Raw genomic sequence first — 23,737 nt, forward strand, 5'->3', positions numbered from 1 at the left:
GTCCCGGAACTCGTCGCGGCGATCGAAGATTTCATCCGGGTCAACAACGAGAATCCCAAACCGTTCGTCTGGACGAAAAAGGTCGATGCTATCTTGGAGAAGGTCGCCCATTGTAAAGCCATCATCGGGACACTACACTAAGATGGCCGCACTGAAGAAGCACGAGGCCAAGCTGGTAGCCGACACGCGGAAGATGCTGGATGCGGAAGCGGCAGCCGAAGCCCAGGCGGAGCAGCCGAAACCCGCGCCCGTGGCGCCCACGGTGGCGAAGGCTGAGAAGCCGCAGGTCCAGGGCGCCAAGCGCCAAACCAAGCGCCCTGAAGCCACCACAGCGCAGAAGAGGCGCGCTGGGGAGCCGCCCGCTGACCGCGGCGCGATGGTGACCGTGGCCCTGCGCGGGGAGCAGGCGGAGCGCCTGCGCGCGCTGGCCGCCAAGCACGAGTTGACCCTGGCCAAGCTGCTGGTGCGGATGGTGGGGTGTTCGAGGGCGCGGCCAAGTAGTCGCATTGCGCGAGTCTGAAGCAAGCACCGGCGAGCCGCTTTCCCTGCCGAGGAGGGCGGCTCGCCGCGTGTGTCGGCGATATTAACCTTGCAGATTCCCGACTCTGGCACTGGTTGGGCGCTGGGCGATCCGCGAGCAGCAGCATGTTACACCGGGACTGCCCATTCAAACCGGCAGGATAGCGCTTGAACGATAAAGAAAGCTGAACCGGTAAACATGAAATCTGCTCACCGCACCGTGAGAGCAAGGTCTGACGCTCGCCTCCGCGTGACTTCCCATGCCGCGCAATGATGAAGGGAGCGAAGGCCTCCACGCCGCTGCCGAACCATGATCGCAGATGACTGACAGCCCTCAACCGCGGCCCCGCTGGCCGCCATTGCCGCGAACCTTTGCCGCGCTGCGCCATCGCAACTACCGGTTGTTCTTCGCCGGGCAGTTGATCTCGGTGTCGGGAACGTGGATGCAGAACCTGGCGCTGTCATGGCTGATCTACCAGCTCACCAACAGCGCCTTCCTGCTGGGCGTGATCAGCAGCCTCGGCTCGCTGCCCATGGCGCTCTTCGCGATCCCCGGCGGGGTGCTTGCGGACCGCGTGGACCGGCGTCGCATCATGCTGGTTACCCAGTCGTCGGCGATGGTGCTGGCGTTCGTGCTGGCGGCGCTCACCGGCGGCCACTGGATTCGCGTGTGGCAGGTGGCGGTACTGGCGGTGTTCAGCGGCACCGTGATGGCGTGCGACATGCCGGCGCGGCAGGCGTTCGTGGTCGAGATGGTGGCGCGCGAGGATCTCATGAACGCCATCGCCCTCAACTCCTCTATCTTCAACGCCGGGCGCATCATCGGGCCGTCAATCGCAGGGGCGCTGGTGGCGGTCGTGGGCGTCGCCTGGTGCTTCTTCATTAACGGGCTGAGCTTCATCGCGGTGCTGGTGGCGCTAGTGCTGATGCGCATTCCGCGCCGACCGCGCCGGCCGGAGGTCACTGGCGTCATGGCCGATGCGCTGGGCGGGCTGCGCTACGTGCGCTCTAATTCCACGGTCCTGCGCATGGCGGTGATGCTGGCCGTATTCTCTATCTTCGGCTGGTCGTACGCGGTGCTCATGCCCGTATTCGCCCGCGATGTGCTGCATGTCGGGGCGCGGGGGCTGGGCTACCTCATGACCTCGAGCGGGGTCGGCGCTCTCGCCGGCGCGCTGACGGTGGCGTCGGGAAGCGGGCGCCACCTGCGGCGTCTGCTCTTCGGCGGCGCGGTGCTGATGTCCGCCTCGCTGGTGGCATTCTCATTCTCGCGGGTGCTCCCGCTGTCGGCGCTGCTGCTGGCACTGGTGGGCATGGGCGGTCTGGCATTCATGTCCGCCGCAAACACGACCATCCAGCTCTCGGTGCCCGACGAGGTCCGCGGGCGGATGATGGGGGTATGGGGCTTGGTAATCGCAGGCACGGCGCCCCTGGGCAGTCTGCAGGCGGGCGCGATGGCCGAGTATCTGGGCGCGCCGGCAGCGGTGCGCCTTGGCGCCTGCATCATGGCGGCAGCAACCCTGGCCGCCATCGTTGTGGTGCGGCGGCGTGCGCGAGGCGAGCCACGCGAAGAGGAATGAGTGCTGCGCAGCGGAAGCCCGCCACGCGTGGCGGGAGTGCGATGCTCAGGCGGTCTACCACACGACGGCCGCGCCGGAAGGTGGTACGATAGCCGCCGGTCGTCCGGCTGGCGGTTGGCACGCGGCTGGCGCGCGTGACCAGGCCGTCGCAAAGACGGATGCGAGGCAGAGGAAATGGATGCCGAGGCTGAGAGGCTGATCGCGGGATACGCGTGGGCGGTAGAGACCGTAGTCGAGGTGGCTGCCGAGGGAGCGGACGACGCAACGACCGCGCTGGCCCGCCACGCCGCGGAGGTTTTCGACCTCTACCGCGAGCCGTTGGCGCGCACCTGGGGCGAGCTCACCGATGCGCAGCGCAAGCTGGTAGCGGACGCCGACGCCAGGCTGCTGGGGGCCGACAAGGACCTCTGGGATGCTATCGGGATGCGGCCGTCGGATATCCTCGGTCAGTTGCCGAGGGCATCAGCCACACTGAGCAAACCGTCTTCGCGGCGTAAGGCCGCTGACAGCCAGCCTGAAAAGGAAGCCGCGCCGCCTCGCAAGCGTGCGTCCCGCCGCAAGGCTGACAGCGACTAGAACGCTCGGAAACGACCGTTGCTCCTAAGTGCGCTCGGCCTTCACTTTCCAAACCCGTTGCCCGGCAATTCCGCCACCTGCCGGCGCAGATCGTCGGTGTCCGTGTGGATGCACGCCGACGGTGATGCTGCTGGCTTGGCTCGGCGTTCTGGCCGCGCTATACTAAGCCAGTCGCAGGCGAGGCGGGGAGTCTTCGAGGGAGGGACACCGTGAATCACATTAGAGTTGCGGCTCGTTTTGGTATAACGCTCTGCCTGGCCGGCGGACTCACGGTTGCGGTCGCTGGCTACGCACAGACACGCCCGACCGAGCGCGTTCGGCCCGCGCCGGAGGTGAATGCCCAGGCGGTGGTCTGGCGGACGCCTCGGCCGCCGTTGCGTCCGCAGGCCGGCGACATCTGGGTGAACCCCAAGGACGGCGCGGCGATGGTCTATGTCCCGGCCGGTGAGTTTCAGATGGGCAGCGCGGCCAGCGATGAAGACGCACGCGCTAACGAGAAGCCCCAGCACCGCGTGTATCTGGATGCCTACTGGATAGACAGATGCCCAGTGACCGTGGTGCAGTATCGCAGATTCTGTCGGGCAAGCAAGAGAGCAATGCCGCCGAAGCCGTTTGGGGGCTGGCATGACGACCGCCCTATTGTCAACGTGAACTGGCATGACGCGGCGGCCTATGCGCGGTGGGCGGGCAAGCGGCTGCCGACGGAGGCGCAGTGGGAGAAGGCGGCGCGTGGGACCGACGCCAGAATCTCCCCTTGGGGAAACAAGTTTCCTGAAAACAATTCCGAAGACGGCCGCTACTACTCGTCCGAGGGTGAGACCGCGTCCGTGGGAAGCCCGGCGCTGGTGAGCCCCTACGGGGCGTCAGACATGCTGTTCAACGTGCACCAGTGGTGCGCGGATTGGTTCCAAGCGGACTACTACAAGCACAGCCCGCGCCGGAACCCTCAGGGGCCGAGCAGCGGCAAGGAGCGCGCGGTTCGGGGCAGCAACTATCCCCACGGCGATGCTGGTTGCCAGACGTGGAAATATCGCTGCGCCACTCGCTTCGCTGCCAGCCCCAACGAACGCGACGAACAGCGGAGCTTTCGTTGCGCCCGTGCGGCAGCACCCTGAGCGAAGTAATCGGGCAATCAGGGGGACAGTCACCTTAATTCCGTTGCTGGATGACAGCCAAACCGTGACCGACACGTATCAATACGAAGCCTTCGGGAACCTGCAGACTCGCCGCGCGTGGCAGGATTCGGGCGCGGCCTCGATAAACTGACAACCGACTGTCGCCAATGGCTCCTTGTTCCCAGAAGGGAGCAGCGCTCCGGCCGGGACGCAGGCTCAGCGCAATGAGAGCTTCACTGCAAACGATTCTGGCCCGGATCGCTGCTGCCAGCCTCCTCTTCGCGGTTGGGTATATCGCGGGATGGTCGAAGGGACACGCCCCCGCCATCGGCGGCGCTCGCGGCTCCGCGGCACCCCCCATATCGCACTCGCTGGCGGCGGCGGGCCGGTTGCAGGCATCCGAAGGCCGCGCAGCCGCCGGCTTGACGGCGACAGCTCTCGCGCAGACGCAGCCGTCATCCGTGCCGAGTCTCCGGACTCAAGGCGCCGAACGCAGGACTCCTCGACGTGGTGGAAGGCGACACCTGCGTGAACGACAAGCGCGCGGCATCACCGAGGCGCGCTAGGCGTTGTCCACCGCTTGGCGCACGACCTGTGACAGGTGGCGCACCTCGACGGCGACGCCGCAGCGGCGCGCGCCGTATGCGAGCTGCGCCATGCACGCAGGACAGGAGGTGGCCAGGGTGCCCGCGTCGGCGGCCAAGAACGAGTTGACCCTGGCCAAGCTGCTGGTGCGGATGATGGAGGTGTTCAAGGGCGCGGCCAAGTAGTCGCATCACGCTAGTCTGAAGCAAGCACCGGCGAGCCGCTTTCCCCTACCGAGGAGGGCGGCTCGCCGGCATTTCCGGTTTTGCCCAAGAACATAGGCGCAGCGGGCCTTTCTACGGGCGGTTGCCGTTTCGGGGTATATAGGTACCACCCACATCCGACCTACCCGTATGCTGGCCCTCTGGCCGGGCATTTGTCGCAAGAAACGGCGTTGTGGCGGGGCATCGCCTGGCGCGATGCGCGGCTAGCACCGCTTCAACGCGGGCCCACCGCGCGCAATCACAGGTTGTGCTTCTGCTTCCACTCCAGATAGCCGGCGCCGATCTTGCCCCCACCGGTGCGGAACTCCTCGACCAGCCGCAGGTCAACGTCGTCGCGCGGGAAAGCCCCGGCTTCCTCGAGCACCAGCTTGGCGGCCTCCTCTGCCGGCTGCGTCTTCACCGGCGGCGTCAGGAACGGCTTGTTGCTGCGATAGACGGGGTCGCTCCCCCACTTGCCCGGTTGGGAGACGCCCCCGACATAGACGAGCGCCCACTCCTCCCCCTCGTCCTTGGGGCGGTTCGGGCCGACGTTGCCCTTACAGTAGAGCTTCGGGCGCTCGGAGCCGGGGTAGTAGGTCTCAAGTTGCAGGTGAATCGGCATCCCCCGGCCGCTGCTGGGGGGATAGACGAGCGGAAAGTCACTGGGCCCATAGCGGTAATAGTTGTTGACGACGTTGGCGCAGAGCCCCTGCGCCAGCTCGGTGCCCGAGGTGAAGTTGTAAATCAGGTTGTTGCGGAAGTCGAAGATCGCGATGGGCATGTAAATGGCGGTCTTCTCGTGCCCGGCCCCAAAACCGCCCTCGCCGTGCATGAGCGCGTTGCGCGTGCCGTTGCTGGCGAAGAAGTTGTGGTGCACCGTAACGTGGTTGGCGCCGTGGGCCACCAGCATCCCGTCTGTATGTGCGCCCTTCTCGTGCCCCCCCTCAATCAGCCCTTCCGCGATGACACACCACTGCACGGTGACGTAATGCCCCTTGTTGATGCCGAAGTCCTCATCGGTTGCCCAGCTCACCGAGCAGTGGTCAATGACCACGCGATGGGCCCCGCCCCCAATGTTGATGCAGTCGCCCCCAGACCGGCGCACGCGCAGGTGACGCACGATCACATCGCGGCACTCCAGCCCCTTGAGCTCGATGCTGTGCCCGTGGAGCGTGATCCCACCCTTGTCCGCCGCCGACGCGCCGTCAATGGTGAGCCGGCCATGCTCCACCTCAATGTTGGAGGCGAGGTTGATGATCCCGCCTACCTTGAACTTTACTATGCGCGGGCCCTCCGCGCTCACCGCCTCGCGAAATGACCCCGGGCCGCTGTCATTGAGGTTGGTGACCCAAATCACCCTTCCACCCTCGCCGCCGATGGACGCGGCCCCGAATCCCTCCGCCACCAGGGCCGGCACGTCGGCCGCCGCGCCTTCACCGGTGGCGGCCAACGGCCGATCCACCCCCAGTGTGATCGCTGCCACGGCGGCGACGATCCCGAGAGCGATTACTCCCCGCTTCCTCATCCTGTCCTCCCTCCTGCAAAGCGTTTTGTAAGACCCCGCTCATCCCGACGGTTTCAAGGACGCGCAGCTTGGCGCGTGCGGTCAACCATTGCCGGAACGATCAACCTGCGCCAGGCCCCTTTCATCGTTGAATCCCCCTGGGACGCGGACCGCCACCAACTGACTTTGCCTGCCTCCGGGTCAGTACTTCCCGATTCGAGGCTTGGCCTCCTCTCGCTAGCGGGGAGCGCCCTTGCCATCCGCGCCATCTGAAGCGACTACGCGTCAGTGCCTCGATCGGTTGGCCGGCAGCTCCGCCACCTGCCGGCGCAGGTCATCGGCGTCCATGTGCGTACTCGGCTGGCGGCAGGGGCCCAGGCCAAGAACAGGGAAGCCTTCACGTCAAGGAAGAGAAAGCCGGTCGATATGGCGAATCCTGGGCCCAACGGTTTTCGTCCTGTCGGGTGGCGTGCGCTGCCATGAATGACTGTGCGATAGACGAAGAACTCGGCAGGCGCTCGCAAGAGCCGCATTGACTGGAGGTGGGGGTGATACTTACCGGCGCTTGTCGGGCCGCCGAATGGCATGGCCTCGGTGGGCTCGCCGTCATCATTGCCATCTGCGCCATGTTCGCGGCCCGCGCGGGAGCTGACGCGAAAACCAACGGTGTCTACTGTGGCGCGAGCATGATCCAAAACGCCAAATGGAACGCGGCCGCCTATCCGTGGGCGGCGCAGATCCGCGACCAGGTGACCGCCGCGGCCCAGCCCTGGCTCAAGTTCACCGACGACGAGCTGTGGGATCTCATGTTCGGGCACACCATCTCGCGGTCGTGGATGGTGCTGTCGAACGGTCATTGCCCGGCATGCGAGCGCGACGTGCCAATGTACACCTGGGAGATGGACGCGCTGGCGCGGCCGTGGAAAGTGCGCTGCCCCCACTGCAAGGAGCTGTTTCCCAAGAACGATTTCCACAAATTCTACCTTTCCGGCCTCGACGAGCACGGCGTCTTTGACCCACAGCGCGCCGACCGCACGCTGCTCTTTAACCAGGACCATCCCGACCCCAATGATCCGCTGTACAGATTCGGGGTGGATGATGGTGAAGGTTATGTCAACGGCGATAAGCGCTGGCGCTTCATCGGCGCCTATCTCGTTTTCGGCCAGTGGAAGCAGGCCGTCCTCGCCGGCATCCGCAGCCTCGCCGCGGCCTATGTGGTCACGGGCGATCCCGTTTATGCCCACAAAGCGGGGGTCCTGCTCGATCGCACTGCCGACCTCTACCCGACCTTCGACTTCGGTAAGGAGGGGTGGGTTTACGAGGAAAAAGGCAGCGCGGGTTACGTCTCGACCTGGCATGACGCGTGCGTCGAGACCCGCGACCTGGCCTATGCCTACGACTACGCATTCGCGGCCCTGCAGCGTGACCCGGCGCTGGTGACCTTCCTCTCGCGCAAGGCCAAGCAGTATAAGCTCGACAACCCCAAGGCCTCGTTCGCCGACATCCAGCGCAATATCGAGGACCGCATCCTGCGCGACGCGCTCGTCAGTCGCGGGAAGATCTACTCGAATTACCCGCAAACCGACCTCACCGCTACCGTCATCGAGACCGTCTTGGGGTGGCCCGGGAATCGTGAGGAAGTCTACGGGGCGCTCGGCGCCGTCATATCCAAGTCCACCGCAGTGGACGGGATGACGGGTGAGAAGGGGCTGTCGGGGTATTCGGCCTACGCCGCGGCGGTGCTGGCGCAGATCCTGGAGCAGTACGCGCGCATGGATAACGAGTTCCTGCCGCAGATCTTCAAGCGTTATCCGCGGCTGCATCAGATGTTCCGCTTCCACGTCGAGACCTGGTGCCTGTTCAAGTACTATCCGACCTGCGGCGACGCCGGCATCTTCGCCGGGCCAATCGCGTCTTACGCCGGCGTGTGGCTGAGTAAGAACAACGGCATCAACCCCTCGATGTTCACTTTTCTGTGGCGCATTTGCCAATTGACCGGCGACGCGGCCTTCGCCCAGATCGCCTATCGCGCCAACGGCAACTCGACGCGCGATCTACCGTACGACATCTTCTGCGCCGACCCCGCCGCCGCGCAGAAGGAGGTGGGAGAGGTCGTCGCCCGCGCCGGGGCGGCGCCCAAGGTCGGTAGCGTCAACAAGCAGGAATGGCACCTCGCCATCCTGCGCAGCGGCCACGGCGCCGATGAGCGCGACCTGTGGCTCGACTATGACGCCGGCGGCGGCCATGGCCACGCCGATGGCATGAACCTCGGGCTGTTCGCCAAGGGCCTCGACCTGCTGCCCGACTTCGGCTATCCGCCGGTGCAGTACGGTGGGTGGATGTCCCCCCGCGCCAGGTGGTACGGCATGAGCGCGGCGCACAACACGGTCGTCGTTGACGGCAACAACCAGCAGGAGGCCGCCGGCCACACCACCCTGTGGGGCGACGGCAAGGGCGTCCGCGTCATGCGCGCTTCCGGTCCCCGCCTCATCGGCGGCCGCCAGTTCGAGCGCACCGCGGCGCTGATTGACATCTCGGATCGCGATTCATATGTCCTCGATATCTTCCGCGTCGTTGGCGGGGCCGATCATGCCAGGTTCACCTATAGCCAACTCGGGTCGGTGACGACCAGCGGCCTGTCGCTGCACCCGGCCCCCGACTACGGGCATGACACGCAAACCTGCAACTTCTCCGCCGATCCCTCGCCGGCTCCCGAGTGGAGCGCCGACTGGAAGGTCGACGACCGCCGCCACCTGCTGCCGCCTGGCGCCGATGTGCATCTGCGCGTGACCGACTTGACCGCGCACGCGCAAGCTCTTATCGGCCAGGCGTGGATATCGCTCGTCGCCGACAATGCCGAAGCGTGGATCCCGGTGGTCATCTCGCGGCGCCAAGGGAAGGGCGAGCCAGACCAGCCATTGGCTTCGACTTTCGTGAGCGTCATCGAGCCCTACGAGCGCACGTCCAACATCGCCGCCATCCGCCGCCTGCCGCTGGTCACGCCACGGGGGGACGTATTCCCCGATCAGAACGTCGCAGTGGAAGTGCGGCTGGCCGACGGGCGCCGCGATCTGGTGGTGGCGGCCGACGTCGAAAACCCCCTCAAGCTAAGGCCGTCTCGGACACAGGGGCGCGCGCTGGTCCAGCCGGACTGGAAGGTGCAGTTCAACGGCGACCTCGCCATGATCCGCACCGATGCCACGGGACGGCCGCTTTGCGTCGCCCTCTGTGGTGCCACTTCGCTGCGGTTGGCGGACGCGCGCGTCGAACTCGCCCCCAACACCCCGTTTGTGGAGATCGCATTCGATCCCGCCGCGGGCCGCGCCTGGGCGGTCGCGGGCAGTGCTGATGCCGTGCGCGCGGTCACGGTCGGCGACGCGGATGTCTGGCAGCGCTGACAGATTCGCCGCAGCGTCACCTCGGCCTGCCAGGAACCTCCCCTCGGGGAGGCGACGTCAGTGTCTCAACCCGTTCCCCGGCATATCCGCCACCTGCCGGCGCAGGTCATTGGCGTCCGTGGGTGTAGGGCTGAGTGGCGGTGACGCCTGCGCGTCATCCGGGGTTAGCGCAGGTAGAGCTTTGACGCGATCTTGCGGCCGATCATCTTATTGACCAGGCGTCGCCCGATGCACTTGGGATTGCCGCTCGCCAGCGCGCTGACATCATTGGCGATGCGCGCGATCTTGTAGAGGCTGCTCACGAAACCCACGGTCAGCCTCCCTGCTCGAACTTGGCCTTGGCCGCGACCAGGGTTTCGACGAAAGCCATGAACTCCGGCTCGTAGAAACTCAGATGGACGAACTCGTGCTGGACGACGAAGTTCTGCTCCTGCTCGTCATACCACACGGCGGTGACGCTCCCCTGGGGGGTTGTCTTGCTGGCCAGATCGCGGATCGCCATGAGTTCCTCCTGCTCGCCCGAGTGGCGCAACCCGAGGCGCGCATGTGCTTGCACCGATGCGCAGCCGCAACGTCATTCTCCATCGCGCGGGCATGACCATTCTTCGGCGGCGCACGGTGTGCGCCGCCATATTTCGGGCACAAGCATGCTGTGCCCCGGTCGCCGTCATCGGCGGCGGCCCCTCGTTTCTTTGTGAAATGCCCCCGCCCCCGCGGGGTAAGTTGCTCGGAAGGAACAACCAGCCAGCACCGAGAACCGCTCAGATGGGGTTCACGGAAAGCATGGGCACAAGACCGTTGTTCGCTTTCGTGGTGTGGATTGCTTTCCTCCTCGCCGGGCTTAGCGTGCCGGCGGGATGCCAGCCGACAGGTCTGCCGGAGTCGATCCTGCGGGAGGCGCAGCAAACTGTTCTTCTCTCTGGGAAGTACACCGAGTCCCAGATCTGGGATGTCGGCAAGTTCGGCCACCTGGTCGGGCGCGCGGTTGCGGACCCAGAAGCTCTGAACGGGAGAGCGTGGGAGGCTCACCCGGGAACCGATGGGGCCGGGTACATGCTTTACGGTCCGTACGCCGAGTTGGAAGCCGGCGACTACATAGCCTTCTTCCGTATCAAGCTGCTCGAGGAGGCCCCGGGTGAGGTTCTTGGGAGCGTCGACGCCTGCGTCGATGCGGGAAAGACCATCCTCATGTCGCGCGAGGTCTCATGCGATGAGTTGGTGCGGGGCCGCTACGCGCAGGTTCCGCTTGCCTTCCACCATCCCGGTGGGAGGCTGGAGTGCCGGCTCTACTGGTCGGGGAACATGGCCGCCCGTGTGAGCGTAGTCAGTCTCTTTCGGGTCGAGGGTGCCTCCATCGCTTCCGGCGTCCTTATGGTTCCACAACCCGCGCCGTCCGGTGAGCCAAGGAACCTTGTGTATCGCGGCGACACGAACCTGTCCTCAGACATATTCCCCAGATCCGCACCGCCGTCCCCCGTGCTTACGGTGTTGGATACACGCAAGTGCTCCCCGGACTGGAAGCTTCTGCTGTCAACGCTGCAAGGCATCGTCAACCGCGCCGAACCTCGGATCTACTACCTCACCACCGCGAGCGACTCCACCTGGCTGGACTGGATGCTGAAGAGGAAGTGGATCAGTCGAACGGAGACGGTCTCATCGCCAGAGGATCTGCTGGCGAAGTTCCACAACCAGGTGAAAGGGATGATCATAACCGATCCCGCCCTGCCGGCTAGCAATAACATCGCCACGATGCTCGCCAGCCTGGAGGACGGGATCGTGGCTTCACCCCGGCTGGCGAAGGGGATCGCCCTCCCGGTGATCAGGGACCTCCGAGGGCGGTGGACAAAGAACGTGGACGCCTACCGGTGGGCGTACCAGAACCTCTGGAGCCAGATGAGCCATTGCGTCGCGGCGTGCCTGTGGCCGGAGGAATCGGCCGTGCGCGACTATCTGGTGCAGCATAAGGTGTTCATCTTCTGGCTCCCGGGGCGGATAGACGGCGCGAGGAAGTATGTTGACCCCGAGGCGGAGATGCGCTTCGGAGAGGAATTGCTTGCGGCGCTTCCGGCGAACACTCCGATCATGGGCTATCCCTACGCCGGAGCCGATGTCGGCCTTGGGGAGGGGGATGGCGTGGCACTGATGGCCGAGTTCGCCAAGTACCTCGTGGGATCGGTCAATTGCGGGAACCTCAGCGTGCATTCCGGGGTGCGCGTTCCCGCATTCCGTCAGCGCAGATACAACCCGCCTGCGCTGCGGAACGACAAGGTATACCTTGCCTTCAACATTTCGGATGGCGACAACATCCCCGTCATCACCAGCGGGAACTGGCCTCAGCTATGGGACAGCAAGGCCCGCGGTGCCTTTCCCGTTGGCTGGACGATATCCCCCTCCTCCTGCGTGCTGATCCCCGACGTCATGGACTATTACTATTCCACTGCGACGCCGAACGATTCTTTCGTCGCCGCCGTATCTGGAGTCGGCTATACCTACCCTAACCGTTACGCCAAGCGCTATCGCGAGACCGACCGTCCGCGCGTCCTCGACGGTTTCCTGGATCAGACTCAACTTTACATGAATCGAATGGACCTCAGGACGATCAACCCGTCCGGAGCGGGAGACCGCGAGATCGCAAGGTTTGCGGAGCGCATCCCGTTCCTGCAGGCCGTTTTCGCAGATTACGGGAAGAGCGTCTACACATACCCGGAGGCGATGCGGGTGACGGCGCGCAATACCCCGGTCTTTCATGCCGTCACCGGCTGGCAGCCCGATGGAACCAGGGATCAGCAGATTGCCTTCATGGTGTCTCAGATCCGCTCAATCACTCCAGAGGAGCGTCCAGCGTTTCTTCACGTCTTCGTGTGCAACTGGTTCTACGACCTCCCCGCGCTGGAGGAAGTTCTTGCTCGGCTCGGACCGGCGTATGTGGCGGCGAGCCCCGAGCAACTCGCGGCCCTTTGCCGCCTGGATATGACTCGGAAACAGGTGCTGGTCGGCTTCCCGACGAGCATGGCAAACATTGAAGGGTGCGCGGCCTCCTTCCGCGTACTCTTGAGGAACGTTTCCTCGAAGCCGATGGACGTTCGTGTGAAGCTGGCGGCAGGACTCAGAGCGCCCTCTGTGAAGCCCAATCGCGTTCATCTGCTCCCCGGCCAAGAGGCAGCCGTCGGACTGATGGGTATGGTCTCGGGGCGCGCCATCCTTCTCGACGTGGAAGGTCCTTTTGGAGGCAAGCGCTTCTCGTCGGCTATGCACGAGGTGCCTTCAACAGAACTGGCCGGCAGCCTCCCGAAAGCACTGTCGCTCCAATTCGTCAGGCAATATGACGCCGTCTGCCTTGCTCACACCACGGGCAAGGCAGAGAGGGACATGGAGAGCCAAAGAGACGTCTGGGTGACGGTCAAGGGCGAGTCGCGGATTGGGCACATGGTCTACGGGCCGTATAGCCCTCTGAAGGCCGGCCGGTATCTTGCACTCTTCAGGCTGAAACGCACTGGTGACGGTGAAGGGACGGTCTGCGTGCTAGACACCTGCGTGGGCGGCGGGGAGAGAAGCTCCGCCGTGCGCGAAGTGGGCGCCGGGGAACTGCCCCTGGGGAAGTACCGGGCGTTCCCGCTGATCTTCAACCATCCTGGCGGCGCCGTTGAAACCCGAGTTTTCTGGACCGGAAAGGCTGCGCTCGCCGTGGAAAGCGTGATGCTATGGGAGGTTGCGTCAGCGGGTAGCTGAACGGGGCATTTCCTGCCTGCTTGTGCACTGAGTCCTGAATTCCCCCCTACGGGACAAAGCTTCTGTTGACCGGCGCCGCCAGCCCGCGGCCGAGAGTGTCTCATGCAGGCGCTCAGAAACCGCAAGCAAGGACTTGGCATTCATGGCCTTCGAGTGAGGGGTGTGTTCGCCTGCCACGGCGGGCCCAGACACCTGACTCAGAGGAGGCAGCGATGCCAAGACAGAGGAGAGCAGCCCAAAACCGGGCAGTGGAGGAGTGGACCCAGCAGCGGCTGGCGGCGCGCAAGGAGGCGGCACAAGCGGTAGGCAAGGGAACAAGCCAATGCAGCCACCCACGCGCCAGAACCGCAGGAGCAGCAGCCCCAGGCCGCCGATCGGCAAACGAAGCGCCCTGGGCGCAACGTTCCCTCGACTTCCCCTCGACCTCGCTCGGGGCACGCGCTCGGGACAGGCGCGCAGAAGGGGCGCGCCGCGGGGCCGATGGCGACGGCGGCCCGTGCGCGGGGAGCAGGCGGAGCGGCTGCGCGCGCTGGCCGCCAAGCACGACCCTCTCCAAGCTCCTGGTGCGGATGATGGAGGTGTTCGAGGCGCAGGCTAAGTAGCCGGACTACACGAGTCCGCAACAAGCACCGGCGAACCGCTTTCCACTACTGAGGAGGGCGGTTCGTTGGCATTTGCGCCACCTGGGCGTCAGCGTCGCGCGATCTTATCCCAAGCCGTCTGGTGCGCAGGGTCGAGCAGCAAACGGAAGGATATGGCTGTGGCTAAGGCCAATCCCGGAACGACGACGCGCGTGGAAGTCCTCGCGCTACGCACCCGCGTGCGATGTGCACGATAAGACAAGGTTAAACAGAATGCCGACCGAGGTGCAGACGAACAGGGTCAGCGCGACGACGGGACTACCCAGTCTGCGGGTTCTGGTTTGCCAGGGCGATGGGGCAACCGTGACGAAGTTGCGGCAGATGCTGACGGCGGCCGGGCATACGGTGGCAGGCGAGGCGAACAGCGGCGAGGAATGCTTGGCGCTGGTTCAGGAAGTCGGGTCCGATGTGGTGCTGATGGAGGTTGCGCTGCCAGGCATGGACGGCGTCGCGACGACACAGCGGCTGATGGCGCAACGCCCGCTGCCAGTCGTGATGCTGACTGCTTGCGTTGACGATGACACGGTGCGAGCGACGGCCGCTGGCGGCGCCGCGGCTTATCTAGTGAAGCCGGTGAGCGCCAGGCAACTGCTGTCGACACTGCGTGTAGCGGCGACGTGGTTTGCTAAGCTTAGGCAAGCCAAACAGGACGTCCAGAACCCGACCGAGATCATCGAGGCTCGCAAGCTCGTGGAGCGCGCCAAGGGCGTGCTCATGGATCGCGTTGGGCTGACTGCGGACGAGGCCCTGCAGCGCTTGCAGGAAACCAGCCGCGAGCGGGACTGTCCGATAAAGCAGATTACGCTGGAGGTGATTGAGGCCGCTCACCTGATGGCACTGCAGATGTCTTCCGGTATCGTCGAGCCTCGGAGACATCCACCTGTCCGCAAAGCGTAGGACGCTTCGATCACCAGACGCCGGACTGGCCGGTTTCCCAGGATTGCGTGGCCCGGTGCTGGGCGGTCGGCGTTGGGATTGGCTCAGCGGGCTTATCCCGACCTCAGCGGAGGCAGGTGTTCCCCGGCAGCTCCGCCACCTGCTGGCGCAGGTCTTCCGCCACCACAGAAACGCACGCTGGCGCGGCTTGGCATTGCCGCCTGGGCGCGCTATACTGGCGCCACTCCTCGCTAGGGTCGCAGGATGGCCGTCATGACCCAGAGGCCTGGCCCGCGCCCACGTCGGACGGTTGTTGACTGTTTGCCCGGGGCGAGCGGCGCGCGGATCACGGCACTGCGCTCCTGCGGGCACGGTCGTGGTAAGCCTGTTCGAAGGGAGGCCCCCATGAACCACCGACTGGTCACCGCGGCGGGCGCTGCACCGGTGCGTCCAACTGAACGCGTTTCACCTGCGCCGGAAGTGAACCCGAACGCTGTAGTATGGCGTACGCCTACGCCACCGACAGATGCGCAGGCGGGCGACGTGTGGGTAAACCCCAAGCGCGGGATGGAGATGGTGTACGTGGCGCCGGGGGATTTCATCCTGGGCACGAGCGACGCCCAGATTGACGCCTGGCTGAGGGAGCACCCGGCGGATGAGCGCGAGTTCTTCGAGATTGAGCAGCCGCAGTGCCGGGTGAACTTGCCGGGCTACTGGATGGGGCGCACGGAGGTGACCAACGCGCAGTATGAGCGCTTCGTGCAGGCCACCGGGCGTGACGCGCCGGACTACTGGGAAGGCAGGAAAGCTCCGAGCGGGTTGGGAGGATTTCCCGTCATGTGCGTATGCTGGGATGACGCCAGTGCCTACTGCGCGTGGGCGGGGGAGTCCTTGCCGACGGAGTTACAGTGGGAGAAGGCGGCGCGGGGCACGGATGGGCGGGTCTTCCCCTGGGGGAGCGAGTGGGATCGCACTCGGTGTCGCAACTTCCAAGTCATTACGGGCCGCGCGTATGCGAGTCTGAGCGAGTGGGATACGGCGTGCGAGAATTGGATGCAAGCTCACGATCCGGTACGGGAAGGCCCGACGGCAGTGGGCTCCTACCCGGGGGGCACCAGCCCGTATGGGTGCGCGGACATGGCCGGGAATGTGGTGGAGTTGTGCGCGGAGTGGTATGACAAGACGGCCTACCAGCGGTATGCCAAGGGCGACCTGACGCCGCCGAAAACCGGCGACTATATTGTGGTTCGGGGCGGCTCCTGGGGCCACGGCGATCCAGAGGACTTTCGCTGCGCCAACCGCGACCACGACCTCCCCGACAACCGCGACAACATCTGCTACGGCTTCCGTTGTGCGCGAGGATCTGCGTGAATAGCCGTTTGCCCTCTTACCCCTTGCACGGGGGCGCAGGGGCGAAGCCCCTGCGCGCGGTGCTAGCGTTGCGTTTGGCGGGGATGCGCTGAACGGGCTTTCACGGTCAGGTGGTCCCGACGGAGGTGGTCGGCGGGCATATCCGCCACCTGCTGGCGCAGGTCACCTGACACCATAGAAACGCAAGCCAGCGAAATCGCCGGGGTGATTTGACGCCGAGTTCATCGCGGGGTATACTGCCCGCGGAACGGGTCGCTTGCGGCATCCGGGCAGGACAGCACTGTCTGCCGCTCACTTATCCGCTCTTTCGCAGCAAGCCCCCGGAGCCGCGCCTCGGGAATGCTCTGCGAAGGGCAACCGATGAGTCAGCTCAAGAGTCACCCGGTCACCTGCGCGAGTTGCGGCAAGCAGTTCCAGGCCCGCCTCTGGTCATCCATCAACGTCACTCTGCACCCGCAGCTCGAGGCGTTGTTTCTCTCCGGTCGGCTCAACCTGCTCACCTGCCCGCACTGCTCGACAACCTCGCCCGCCGTGTCGTCTCTTCTGTATCACGACATGGAGGCGCCGAGGGTCATCCTGGCTCTTCCCGAGGAAGACCGTGGGTGCGTCGAAGAAGCCAAGCGAGCGCTCAGGGCGGACTTCGAAGAAACGCAGCGCTCGTTAGGCGGTGGGGGAGCAGCGCCCCAGCAGTTCGCGGAACCTGAAGTGGTGCTCGGCTATGGCGCGCTCTTCGAGGCGATTACCACCGGGACCAAGGCTGCTCCCCGGCCGGCTCCGGCTCCGGCTTCGGCCGCGACCGAGGCCCGCCGGGAGCGGCTGCGACAATTCAGCGCGGAAGACGTCAGGCGCCTGACGCGCGGCCTGGACTTGGTCTCCGAAGCGGTAAGGGTGGTGCAGATGCGCACAGCACCCCTGCGCTCACGCGCGGAGGCGGTTAAGCAGTTCTTGGCGCACCACTGGTTTGGGGGCATCCCGACTGCGGAGTTTGCCGAAAGAATCTACCAGTGGCTCGGCAACTTCTACCTCTATGGCTGGCTGGATGCCAGAGCATTGTGGCAGCGCCGATATGTCGCCACCGGCCAACCTCCCTCGGTTTATCTTGACTGGCTGGCGGCGCTGAGCGAAGCGGAAGTGGAAGAAACGTTGCGCATCAACGAGGCGGCGGCGACAGCCGAGGTGGAGGCGGCGCAGCAACCGGAGGCCCTCAGGAACTGGCGCGCAGGCCGTTTGGAGACGCAGTTTCGGTGGTTGACAAAGGCCAAGGAGGCGGTCCGGCGTCAGGAACTGCGGCCCGTGCTTTCGGACGTGGCCTGGCCCTTGGCGAGCGGAATCTTTGAGGGCGATGTACCCACGCTCATAGCATACGCGCATTTGGAAAAGCAGAGCGAGCGCGCCTATAGTGAAGGTTTCGCCGAGGGCATCCTGATTGAGAGCTTCCTGGCCGAGGCGGGGCTTCCGCCGGAAGCCGGACCTGAAGCGGGCCCCGAAGCCGCCCCGGAAGTCGCCTCCGCTGAAACACATTTGCCCCCGAAGCCGATGCTCTACATGACGGTCCGCGAGTACCTGGAGAGCCAGATCAAGCGCGCCGAACAGGCGCCAGAAGGAGAGACCGCGGCCGCGGAGACGGAGGATCTGCTCACCGCCAGCAGGCAGAAGGAGCGCGCCTTCACTTGCCCTGGTTGCGGTTATGAATCACCAGTCCGCCTGTGGTCGGCGGTCAACATCGCCACCGATTCCCACCTGCGCGCCATCCTGCGCGCGGGCAAGATTCACCAGCTCCGGTGTGCGGGCTGTGGGCGTTACAGTGGAGCGGACAGCCTCTTGCAGTATCATGACCCGCAGGGCCCGCTCCTGGTGCAGGTGTACCCTACGCGCTACCAGCAGCATCGCGACAACATGGTGAGCGAGCTCGAGACGGTAGTGGCGTACATTCAAGGCCTGCCCGCGCAGGCGCGGCCCAAGCGCTATCCGGCACATGCTGTAGTGCTGTTCGGGATGAAAGACTTCGCTGATTTCCTGCGCGCGCGGGAACCGGACTCGCCACCCCTGGTCGTCGGCCGATCCGATGGCGAGAAATTGACGACACTGAACAAGGAGACGTTCGCGCTGGCGACCGCGAATCTCGATTCTTCCATTCAGGCCTGGCGAGATGTCGTCACTTCTTCCCCTCCCTTGCAGCGCCTGGTCAAGCATCGCGTGTGGTACGTCGTCCGCGGCGCAGCGGAACGCGCGCGAGCGACGCGCCCGCTCGAGGCGGCAGTCGAGAAAGTCGGTCTGGCGGTGGGGACGGTCTGCGTCCTCGGTTTCGACGACGGCCGCTTGTTGCACCACTACGAGTGGGCACGCCGGGGCGCGCCCCCGCCCGCACCGGGTCCTTGGCTGGCGGCTTTCACCGACCCGGAGATTGTGCACGCGGTGCACCGAGAACAGCCTGCACCGGGAGACCAGGTGTGGAGCGAGGCCTTTGGCCGGGCGCCGGCGACGCAGGCCTGGGTGGGGGATTTTCTGGCGTCCCCAACGGTGCGTGACGCGGTGGATCGCGTGCGCGACGCTTCATCCAGCGAGGAGTCAGCCGCAGCCGTCGCCGAAATCGCCCAGCAGGCCTACGAACGAGCACTGGCGGCCGCCATGCTGCTGGTTTCCTGGCTCCGGGGCACCTAAAGAAGATTAGGTGTTAGTTTCTTATCACTGATATTCTGAACAGGTTGTATAGAAAAAATCAGGCGCTGGGCTGGCCCGCGAGCGCAGGCACGATCAGGAATTCCTGAAGTCGGCGCGCGACCAGCAGCACCCGCCGCCCCAGCTGGGTCAGGTAGTATTTGTAGCTGTGGCCGCATTTGCGCAGCAGGCCAAACACCCGGCAGCGCTTGAGAAAATAGGAGATTTGCGCGCTGGTCTTGCCCGACAGCACTTGGCGCAGTCGGCGTAGGCGCACTACACCAGTCCGCAGCAAGCACAAGGCGAGCCGTTTTCCCTGCCGAGGAGGGCGGCTCGCTGGCATTGGGGGAGCCTGGCGCGCACTTTGCGTCGACCCTGGCAGGTGCTGCGCCGGACGGGTGGTGGCAGCACTCGCTGCCCTGGCCACCATGTCGCGGAAATGCACCCAAGACGGGGCGCGACGCGGTGACTCGACCGACTAAAGGATTAACTGCAATGTTACCCAATAGTGATCGGACCTCGATGGCACGACCCAAGTCCAGTTGCGGGTGTTGGTGACCGTCTCCAGGTGGTAACCATCAGGGCCACTTACCTGCCATTGGTAGCCGGTGACAGGGGGAAAGGAGTGCTGGTCATAGGCGGCTTCAAACTCCACTGTCTGGCCCGGCTCGAACTTGATGCCGTCGTGGGCGTTCTCTAGCGGAAAGTAGATGCGCGTCGAACCATCTGCATCGTGGAATGTAGCCACAATGTCGAGGTCCGGCGATGGGTCTACCTCTGTCCCATCCAGAGGGACCGCGTTAGCAAGCGAGTGAGGGACATCGTCGGCCCAAGCTCGACTTCGGGCGAAAATCGCGAGGCCCATAGCGATCACGGCGAGCGCCACAACGCCAAGGGGCTTTCTCATCTGCGCATCCTTTCTCGTTACGACGGCGTCACTTCGGGGGGCGGCCGAAGTATCCTGCCGACCAGCGGGCCGCGCTGCCGGCAGCATGTCGGTGCGATATGGCGGTCTATCCGGCTGGGTGCAGGCACAGGCAGGATTCACCGCCGACCCTGACGAAAGCCGCCATCGAGTATCTTCAAAGGGGGGGAGCGATGGCATATGGGCGACACGAAGCGCGCGGGCTTCGCTTGCCGAGGTTTCTTTTCAGCCTCGTGCTGCTGTCATTCTGCCTGTCGAGCGCGCATCCTGCGCCAGATGCGATAGACGCGCGCATCCAGCAGTTGCAGGCCCAGGACTCGGCCGCCAGACTGAAGGCGGCCAAAGCCTTATCCTACGTCCGAACGCCGCGCACCGTCCTGCCGCTGGTTGCGGCGCTTAAAGACGAATCTCCAGACGTGCGATCACAAGCCGCAACGAACCTGGGAGACTCGGACGATCCCCGGGCGGTTGATCCGCTCATCACTGCGCTCCAGGATGCAGACCAAAGCGTCCAGACCGCCGCGGCGAACTCGCTGGGGAGTCTCGGCGATGCGCGCGCGGTGGAGCCATTGCTTGCAGTGCTGAGAGGCGACGATGCGCAGTTGCGAACTCACGCGGCGTGGGCACTTGGCAACCTGAAGGATCCCCGCGCCGTTGCACCCCTGATTGCGCTGCTGAATAATAAGGATCCCCGCGCCGTTGCACCCTCGATTCTGCCGGGAGATTCGGATGAACCGATACCCGCAGCGGCTCAAGAGGCTCTCGGGCACCTGGGGCCAATTGCCGTCGCGCCTTTGGCCGCGGCGCTGAACGATACCGATGCCGGCATTCGAATCGGCGCGGTGAGGGCGCTGGGGAAGATTGGCAGGCCGGCGGTAGTGGCCCTGATTGCGGCCCTGTCAAACGAGGATTCCGAGGTCCGCGCCCAGGCGGTCTGGGCGTTGAGCGGCACCGGTGACCCCCGCGCGGTGGAACCCCTGATCACCGCACTCAAGGACAAGTCTCCGAGCGTCCACGCCGCGGCGCTGACCGGGCTGGGCTGGTTCAAGGATCCGCGCGCTGTGGCTGCCCTGATCGCCGTCTTGGGGACCGGGGACAACTGGGATCGAGCGAAGGCCGCGGGCGTCTTGCGCGACTCCAAAGACCCTCGGGCGGTAGATGCCCTGGCTGCGGCCCTCAGAGAAGGGGCGGTGCCGGGGGAGGTTCCGCGCGCAGACGAGGGCATACAGCCGAACTGGGATTTGATGATTCGAGAGGCCGCAGCGGACGCGCTCGGTAGCATTGGCGGCCAGCGTGCCGCGGATGCCTTGGCGGCGGCCCTGAGCGACAGCGCCGCCGCCGATCCAGCGGCATTGGCGCTGGCCCGCCTGAAAGACCGGCGAGGGGTCGAAGTCCTTATCCGCATGCTGAAATCAAGTTCAGAGCATGACGTTTTCGTCGCGGCGGCGGCGTTAGGGCAATTCGGAGATCGCCGCGCCGTCCTGCCGCTGGTCGGCTTGCTGAGCAGCCGCGATCATCAGGTGGCGCGAACGGTTGCGGAAGCGCTGGGAAGGATCGGCGACCGTCGCGCCGTGGAGCCGCTCATCGCCGCGTTGCAGGACAAGTACGATGGCATCGCGGGGAGCGCGGCCTGGGCATTGACCAAGATCAAAGATCCACGTGCCGTCGGTCCGGTGCTGCATTTCTCCATCACGTTCGACATTCACGCGGGGTCCTATCCGGAGCTGAGAGACGTGGCGGGGATGGGCGAGCCGGCGGTCACGCCGTTTATCGCCGCGCTGAAGGATCGGGAGACTATCGTCCGGCAGCGGGCGGCGGCGGCGCTCGGGGAAATGAAGATCAGGGATCCCGGGGCCGCGGAGCCGTTGATCGCGGCTCTCGCCGACACCGATGCGCAGGTCCGCAGTAACGCAGCCAGGGCCCTGGGCCCCATGCGAGACAGCCGTACGGTCGAGCCGCTGATGGCCGCGCTCAAGGACCCGGACCACTGGGTGCGATGGCGCGCGGCGGGCGCCCTGGGCGACATCAAGGACCCGCGTTCGTTCTCCGCACTACTTGCCAGCCTGCACGACGACACGGCGATGGTGCGAGACGCCGCCGCCGAGGCATTGGGGCGGTTTGCCGATCCCCGTGCCATCGCGCCGCTAATCCTGGCGCTTAAGGACCCGGATCGCTACGTGGTAAGCAACGCGGAGGATGCGCTGGTGAAGATCGGCGAACCCGCGCTGCGGCCGCTCGTGGCTATGATGGAGGACCCGCGGAGGGCGGGCGATTGGGGGCCGTCGCAGGTGCTCGGCAAGATGGGTAAGCTGGCGGTTGCTCCCCTTACCCAGGCCCTCGGGCACAAGGACCCGCGGGTGCGGGAACGGGCCACGCGAGCGCTGGGGGAAACGAAGGACCCGCGCGCGGTCAGACCGCTCATTGGCGCCCTCCACGACCCGAACGAATTCGTGCGCGCCGGGGCGGCCTGGACGCTCTATAACTATATGCCGCAACGCGCCGTCACGCCTCTCATTGCTGCGCTCAGGGATCGAGATTACAGAGTGCGCGCCGGTGCGGCGAGGGCTCTGGGAATGATCCGTGATCCGAAGGCCGTCGAGCCCCTGTCAACGCGGCTCCGTGACGAAAGCGGCGATGTCCGATACGCTGCGGCTGTAGCCCTGTGGTCTCTGAGAGACCGGCGCGCGCTAGAACCCCTGGCGGCAGCCTTGAGGGATCGCGACCTGCGCGTGCGACAGACGGCTGCGGGTGCGCTGGTCGAGATACGCGGTGACCGCGCCATTGAGCCGCTTGTTCGCGCTCTCGACGACTCGGATGCCCAGGTGCGATTCTACGCGTCGAAGGCTCTGTGGAAGACCACGGGCGCCTACTTCGGAGAAGACGCGCGGAAATGGCAATCCTGGCTCGCGACGACGAGGGAAAAGCACAGCACGCCAGTAGCGCAAGGTGGGTGATGCCCGCGCGGCCTGCCTGCTGCTGAGTGCGGAAGTGCTCGCGCAGATCGGCAGGGTGAACCTGGTCGAGGCGCGCCGGCAGCGCCACCAGGAGCGGCTCCAGGTCGAGGCGATAAGAGCGCACCGAATGCGGCGACCGCCCCTCCAGCGCCAGCGCATCCAGGAACTCAGTCAGCAGCGAACGAGTCTGCCGCTTGCTCCCTGCCTTCCCCGTGCCTACCTTCCCTGATCCTCCCTTGGTCATTCCACCCTCCTATCACGCGTGGCGCGCTTCCTATAAGTGTATAGGGCGGATGTTCACGCGATCTGTCAAGGCCAAGGGGCTTCCGATAATGCGAAACGCCAACCACGACCTGAGGCGAGAGTACGGATTCTTCGTCGGTGAGGATGCGGAATCTGAAATCGGCGCTGACAGCGTCTAGGACAATAGAGCTGGAGAGAGGCGGTGACAGCGCAGGGGCAGGGATACCCGGCTGACATACGCCATGATGAATACTGAAAGCGGCGCGCAGCAAGATGACCTCAGCCCAGGATGGCAATCGGTGCACGACCGACTTCAAGAGGCCTGCGGGCTGCTGCGCAAGGCTGCCTGGAGCCGACCGCACAAAGCGGCATCGTGCATGGCCGCTGTCCCCACGGCTACCGCATCTGCGCCAGCCTCCATCGCTCGCCGCGCATCGCCAACACTCCTAATGCCGCCGCCCGCCACCAGGAACACGCCGTGTTCCTTCAGGCGCTGGATGAAGTCCCGGCCTCTGTCTGTGGCGACCTCGCCAAGGTTGGCATGGACCAGGCGGACGCCCACTGCGGCCATCTCGCCCACTGCTTGCTCGTCGTCAGGCATCCTGGTGACCCCAATCTTGGCAATCAAGGGGGTGCGCACAGCCTGGAGGCAGGCCGTAAGGTGCTGCCGCAGCCGAGGCCAGTTCTCCCGCCACAGCAGCGCGCAACTGAGGCCAACACTGACGAACATGTCCATCCCCGAGTGCAGGCAGAGAGAAACGTAGTCCGCCCCCGCGTCCTCGGCGGCGAGCATGAAGTCAATGGTGTCATCGAGATCCACACCGACCACGCTCACCCCTACCGCAGCGCCACTCTCCCTG

Annotated in this window: 16 protein-coding genes; 10 read left to right on the forward strand and 6 right to left on the reverse strand. The window is 65.2% G+C overall.

Features of this window, described 5'->3' with window-relative positions:
- Positions 1 to 142 precede the first annotated feature (142 nt).
- The 4 genes from VM221_10650 (at position 143) to VM221_10665 (ending at position 3,790) form a co-directional block, all read left to right on the forward strand.
- Positions 143 to 520, forward strand: a complete 378-nt coding sequence (locus VM221_10650) for a hypothetical protein (protein ID HUT75275.1) — start codon at positions 143 to 145, stop codon at positions 518 to 520.
- Between the two features lie 358 nt (positions 521 to 878).
- Positions 879 to 2,099: an MFS transporter gene (locus tag VM221_10655; protein ID HUT75276.1), complete on the forward strand. Its 1,221-nt coding sequence runs from the start codon at positions 879 to 881 to the stop codon at positions 2,097 to 2,099.
- 174 nt (positions 2,100 to 2,273) lie between these two features.
- Entirely contained in the window at positions 2,274 to 2,675 is a 402-nt protein-coding gene (locus VM221_10660) for a hypothetical protein (GenBank protein ID HUT75277.1), read from the forward strand.
- Positions 2,676 to 2,884: 209 nt separating this feature from the next.
- The gene (locus VM221_10665; GenBank protein ID HUT75278.1) at positions 2,885 to 3,790 is read left to right on the forward strand and encodes an SUMF1/EgtB/PvdO family nonheme iron enzyme; all 906 of its coding nucleotides are present in this window, start codon (positions 2,885 to 2,887) and stop codon (positions 3,788 to 3,790) included.
- A gap of 1,047 nt (positions 3,791 to 4,837) precedes the next feature.
- Here the strand turns inward: VM221_10665 and VM221_10670 are convergent.
- On the reverse strand, positions 4,838 to 6,103 hold the full coding sequence (locus tag VM221_10670; GenBank protein ID HUT75279.1) for a hypothetical protein: 1,266 nt from the start codon (positions 6,101 to 6,103) through the stop codon (positions 4,838 to 4,840).
- Positions 6,104 to 6,630: 527 nt separating this feature from the next.
- On the opposite strand from VM221_10670, the gene VM221_10675 reads away from it, so the two are divergent.
- Positions 6,631 to 9,480: a heparinase II/III family protein gene (locus VM221_10675; protein ID HUT75280.1), complete on the forward strand. Its 2,850-nt coding sequence runs from the start codon at positions 6,631 to 6,633 to the stop codon at positions 9,478 to 9,480.
- 164 nt (positions 9,481 to 9,644) lie between these two features.
- Here VM221_10675 and VM221_10680 read toward each other — a convergent pair whose 3' ends face one another.
- A complete protein-coding gene (locus VM221_10680; protein ID HUT75281.1) occupies positions 9,645 to 9,791 on the reverse strand; it encodes a hypothetical protein in 147 nt (48 codons plus the stop codon).
- A 2-nt stretch (positions 9,792 to 9,793) separates the two neighbouring features.
- Positions 9,794 to 9,982, reverse strand: a complete 189-nt coding sequence (locus VM221_10685) for a hypothetical protein (protein HUT75282.1) — start codon at positions 9,980 to 9,982, stop codon at positions 9,794 to 9,796.
- 263 nt (positions 9,983 to 10,245) lie between these two features.
- Between VM221_10685 and VM221_10690 the strand changes: the two genes are divergently transcribed.
- The 4 genes from VM221_10690 to VM221_10705 all read left to right on the forward strand — a co-directional run bounded on the left by VM221_10690 (position 10,246) and on the right by VM221_10705 (position 18,758).
- On the forward strand, positions 10,246 to 13,209 hold the full coding sequence (locus VM221_10690; protein HUT75283.1) for a GxGYxYP domain-containing protein: 2,964 nt from the start codon (positions 10,246 to 10,248) through the stop codon (positions 13,207 to 13,209).
- Positions 13,210 to 14,063: 854 nt separating this feature from the next.
- Positions 14,064 to 14,747 (forward strand): response regulator, encoded by a 684-nt coding sequence (locus VM221_10695; GenBank protein HUT75284.1) that lies wholly within the window; start codon positions 14,064 to 14,066, stop codon positions 14,745 to 14,747.
- A 522-nt stretch (positions 14,748 to 15,269) separates the two neighbouring features.
- The gene (locus VM221_10700) at positions 15,270 to 16,097 is read left to right on the forward strand and encodes a formylglycine-generating enzyme family protein (GenBank protein HUT75285.1); all 828 of its coding nucleotides are present in this window, start codon (positions 15,270 to 15,272) and stop codon (positions 16,095 to 16,097) included.
- 360 nt (positions 16,098 to 16,457) lie between these two features.
- The gene (locus VM221_10705) at positions 16,458 to 18,758 is read left to right on the forward strand and encodes a CpXC domain-containing protein (protein HUT75286.1); all 2,301 of its coding nucleotides are present in this window, start codon (positions 16,458 to 16,460) and stop codon (positions 18,756 to 18,758) included.
- Positions 18,759 to 18,816: 58 nt separating this feature from the next.
- Here VM221_10705 and VM221_10710 read toward each other — a convergent pair whose 3' ends face one another.
- Entirely contained in the window at positions 18,817 to 19,008 is a 192-nt protein-coding gene (locus tag VM221_10710) for a hypothetical protein (protein ID HUT75287.1), read from the reverse strand.
- 225 nt (positions 19,009 to 19,233) lie between these two features.
- Positions 19,234 to 19,662 (reverse strand): hypothetical protein, encoded by a 429-nt coding sequence (locus tag VM221_10715; protein ID HUT75288.1) that lies wholly within the window; start codon positions 19,660 to 19,662, stop codon positions 19,234 to 19,236.
- 227 nt (positions 19,663 to 19,889) lie between these two features.
- Here VM221_10715 and VM221_10720 point away from each other — a divergent pair, with 227 nt between their 5' ends.
- On the forward strand, positions 19,890 to 22,634 hold the full coding sequence (locus tag VM221_10720) for a HEAT repeat domain-containing protein (GenBank protein ID HUT75289.1): 2,745 nt from the start codon (positions 19,890 to 19,892) through the stop codon (positions 22,632 to 22,634).
- A 556-nt stretch (positions 22,635 to 23,190) separates the two neighbouring features.
- Here VM221_10720 and VM221_10725 read toward each other — a convergent pair.
- A partial coding sequence (locus VM221_10725) for a HisA/HisF-related TIM barrel protein (protein HUT75290.1) occupies positions 23,191 to 23,737 on the reverse strand: 547 nt, incomplete at its 5' end.

The sequence above is a fragment of the Armatimonadota bacterium genome (genome assembly GCA_035527535.1).
In the GTDB taxonomy this organism is placed as follows: Bacteria; Armatimonadota; Hebobacteria.

Bases quoted from the DNA above. Each gene is read 5' to 3' on its own strand.
- VM221_10715 (HUT75288.1), bottom strand. From the start codon at position 19,662: ATGAGAAAGCCCCTTGGCGTTGTGGCGCTCGCCGTGATCGCTATGGGC.
- VM221_10705 (HUT75286.1), top strand. From the start codon at position 16,458: ATGAGTCAGCTCAAGAGTCACCCGGTCACCTGCGCGAGTTGCGGCAAG.
- VM221_10670 (HUT75279.1), bottom strand. From the start codon at position 6,103: ATGAGGAAGCGGGGAGTAATCGCTCTCGGGATCGTCGCCGCCGTGGCA.
- VM221_10695 (HUT75284.1), top strand. From the start codon at position 14,064: ATGCCGACCGAGGTGCAGACGAACAGGGTCAGCGCGACGACGGGACTA.
- VM221_10650 (HUT75275.1), top strand. From the start codon at position 143: ATGGCCGCACTGAAGAAGCACGAGGCCAAGCTGGTAGCCGACACGCGG.
- VM221_10685 (HUT75282.1), bottom strand. From the start codon at position 9,982: ATGGCGATCCGCGATCTGGCCAGCAAGACAACCCCCCAGGGGAGCGTC.
- VM221_10660 (HUT75277.1), top strand. From the start codon at position 2,274: ATGGATGCCGAGGCTGAGAGGCTGATCGCGGGATACGCGTGGGCGGTA.
- VM221_10690 (HUT75283.1), top strand. From the start codon at position 10,246: ATGGGGTTCACGGAAAGCATGGGCACAAGACCGTTGTTCGCTTTCGTG.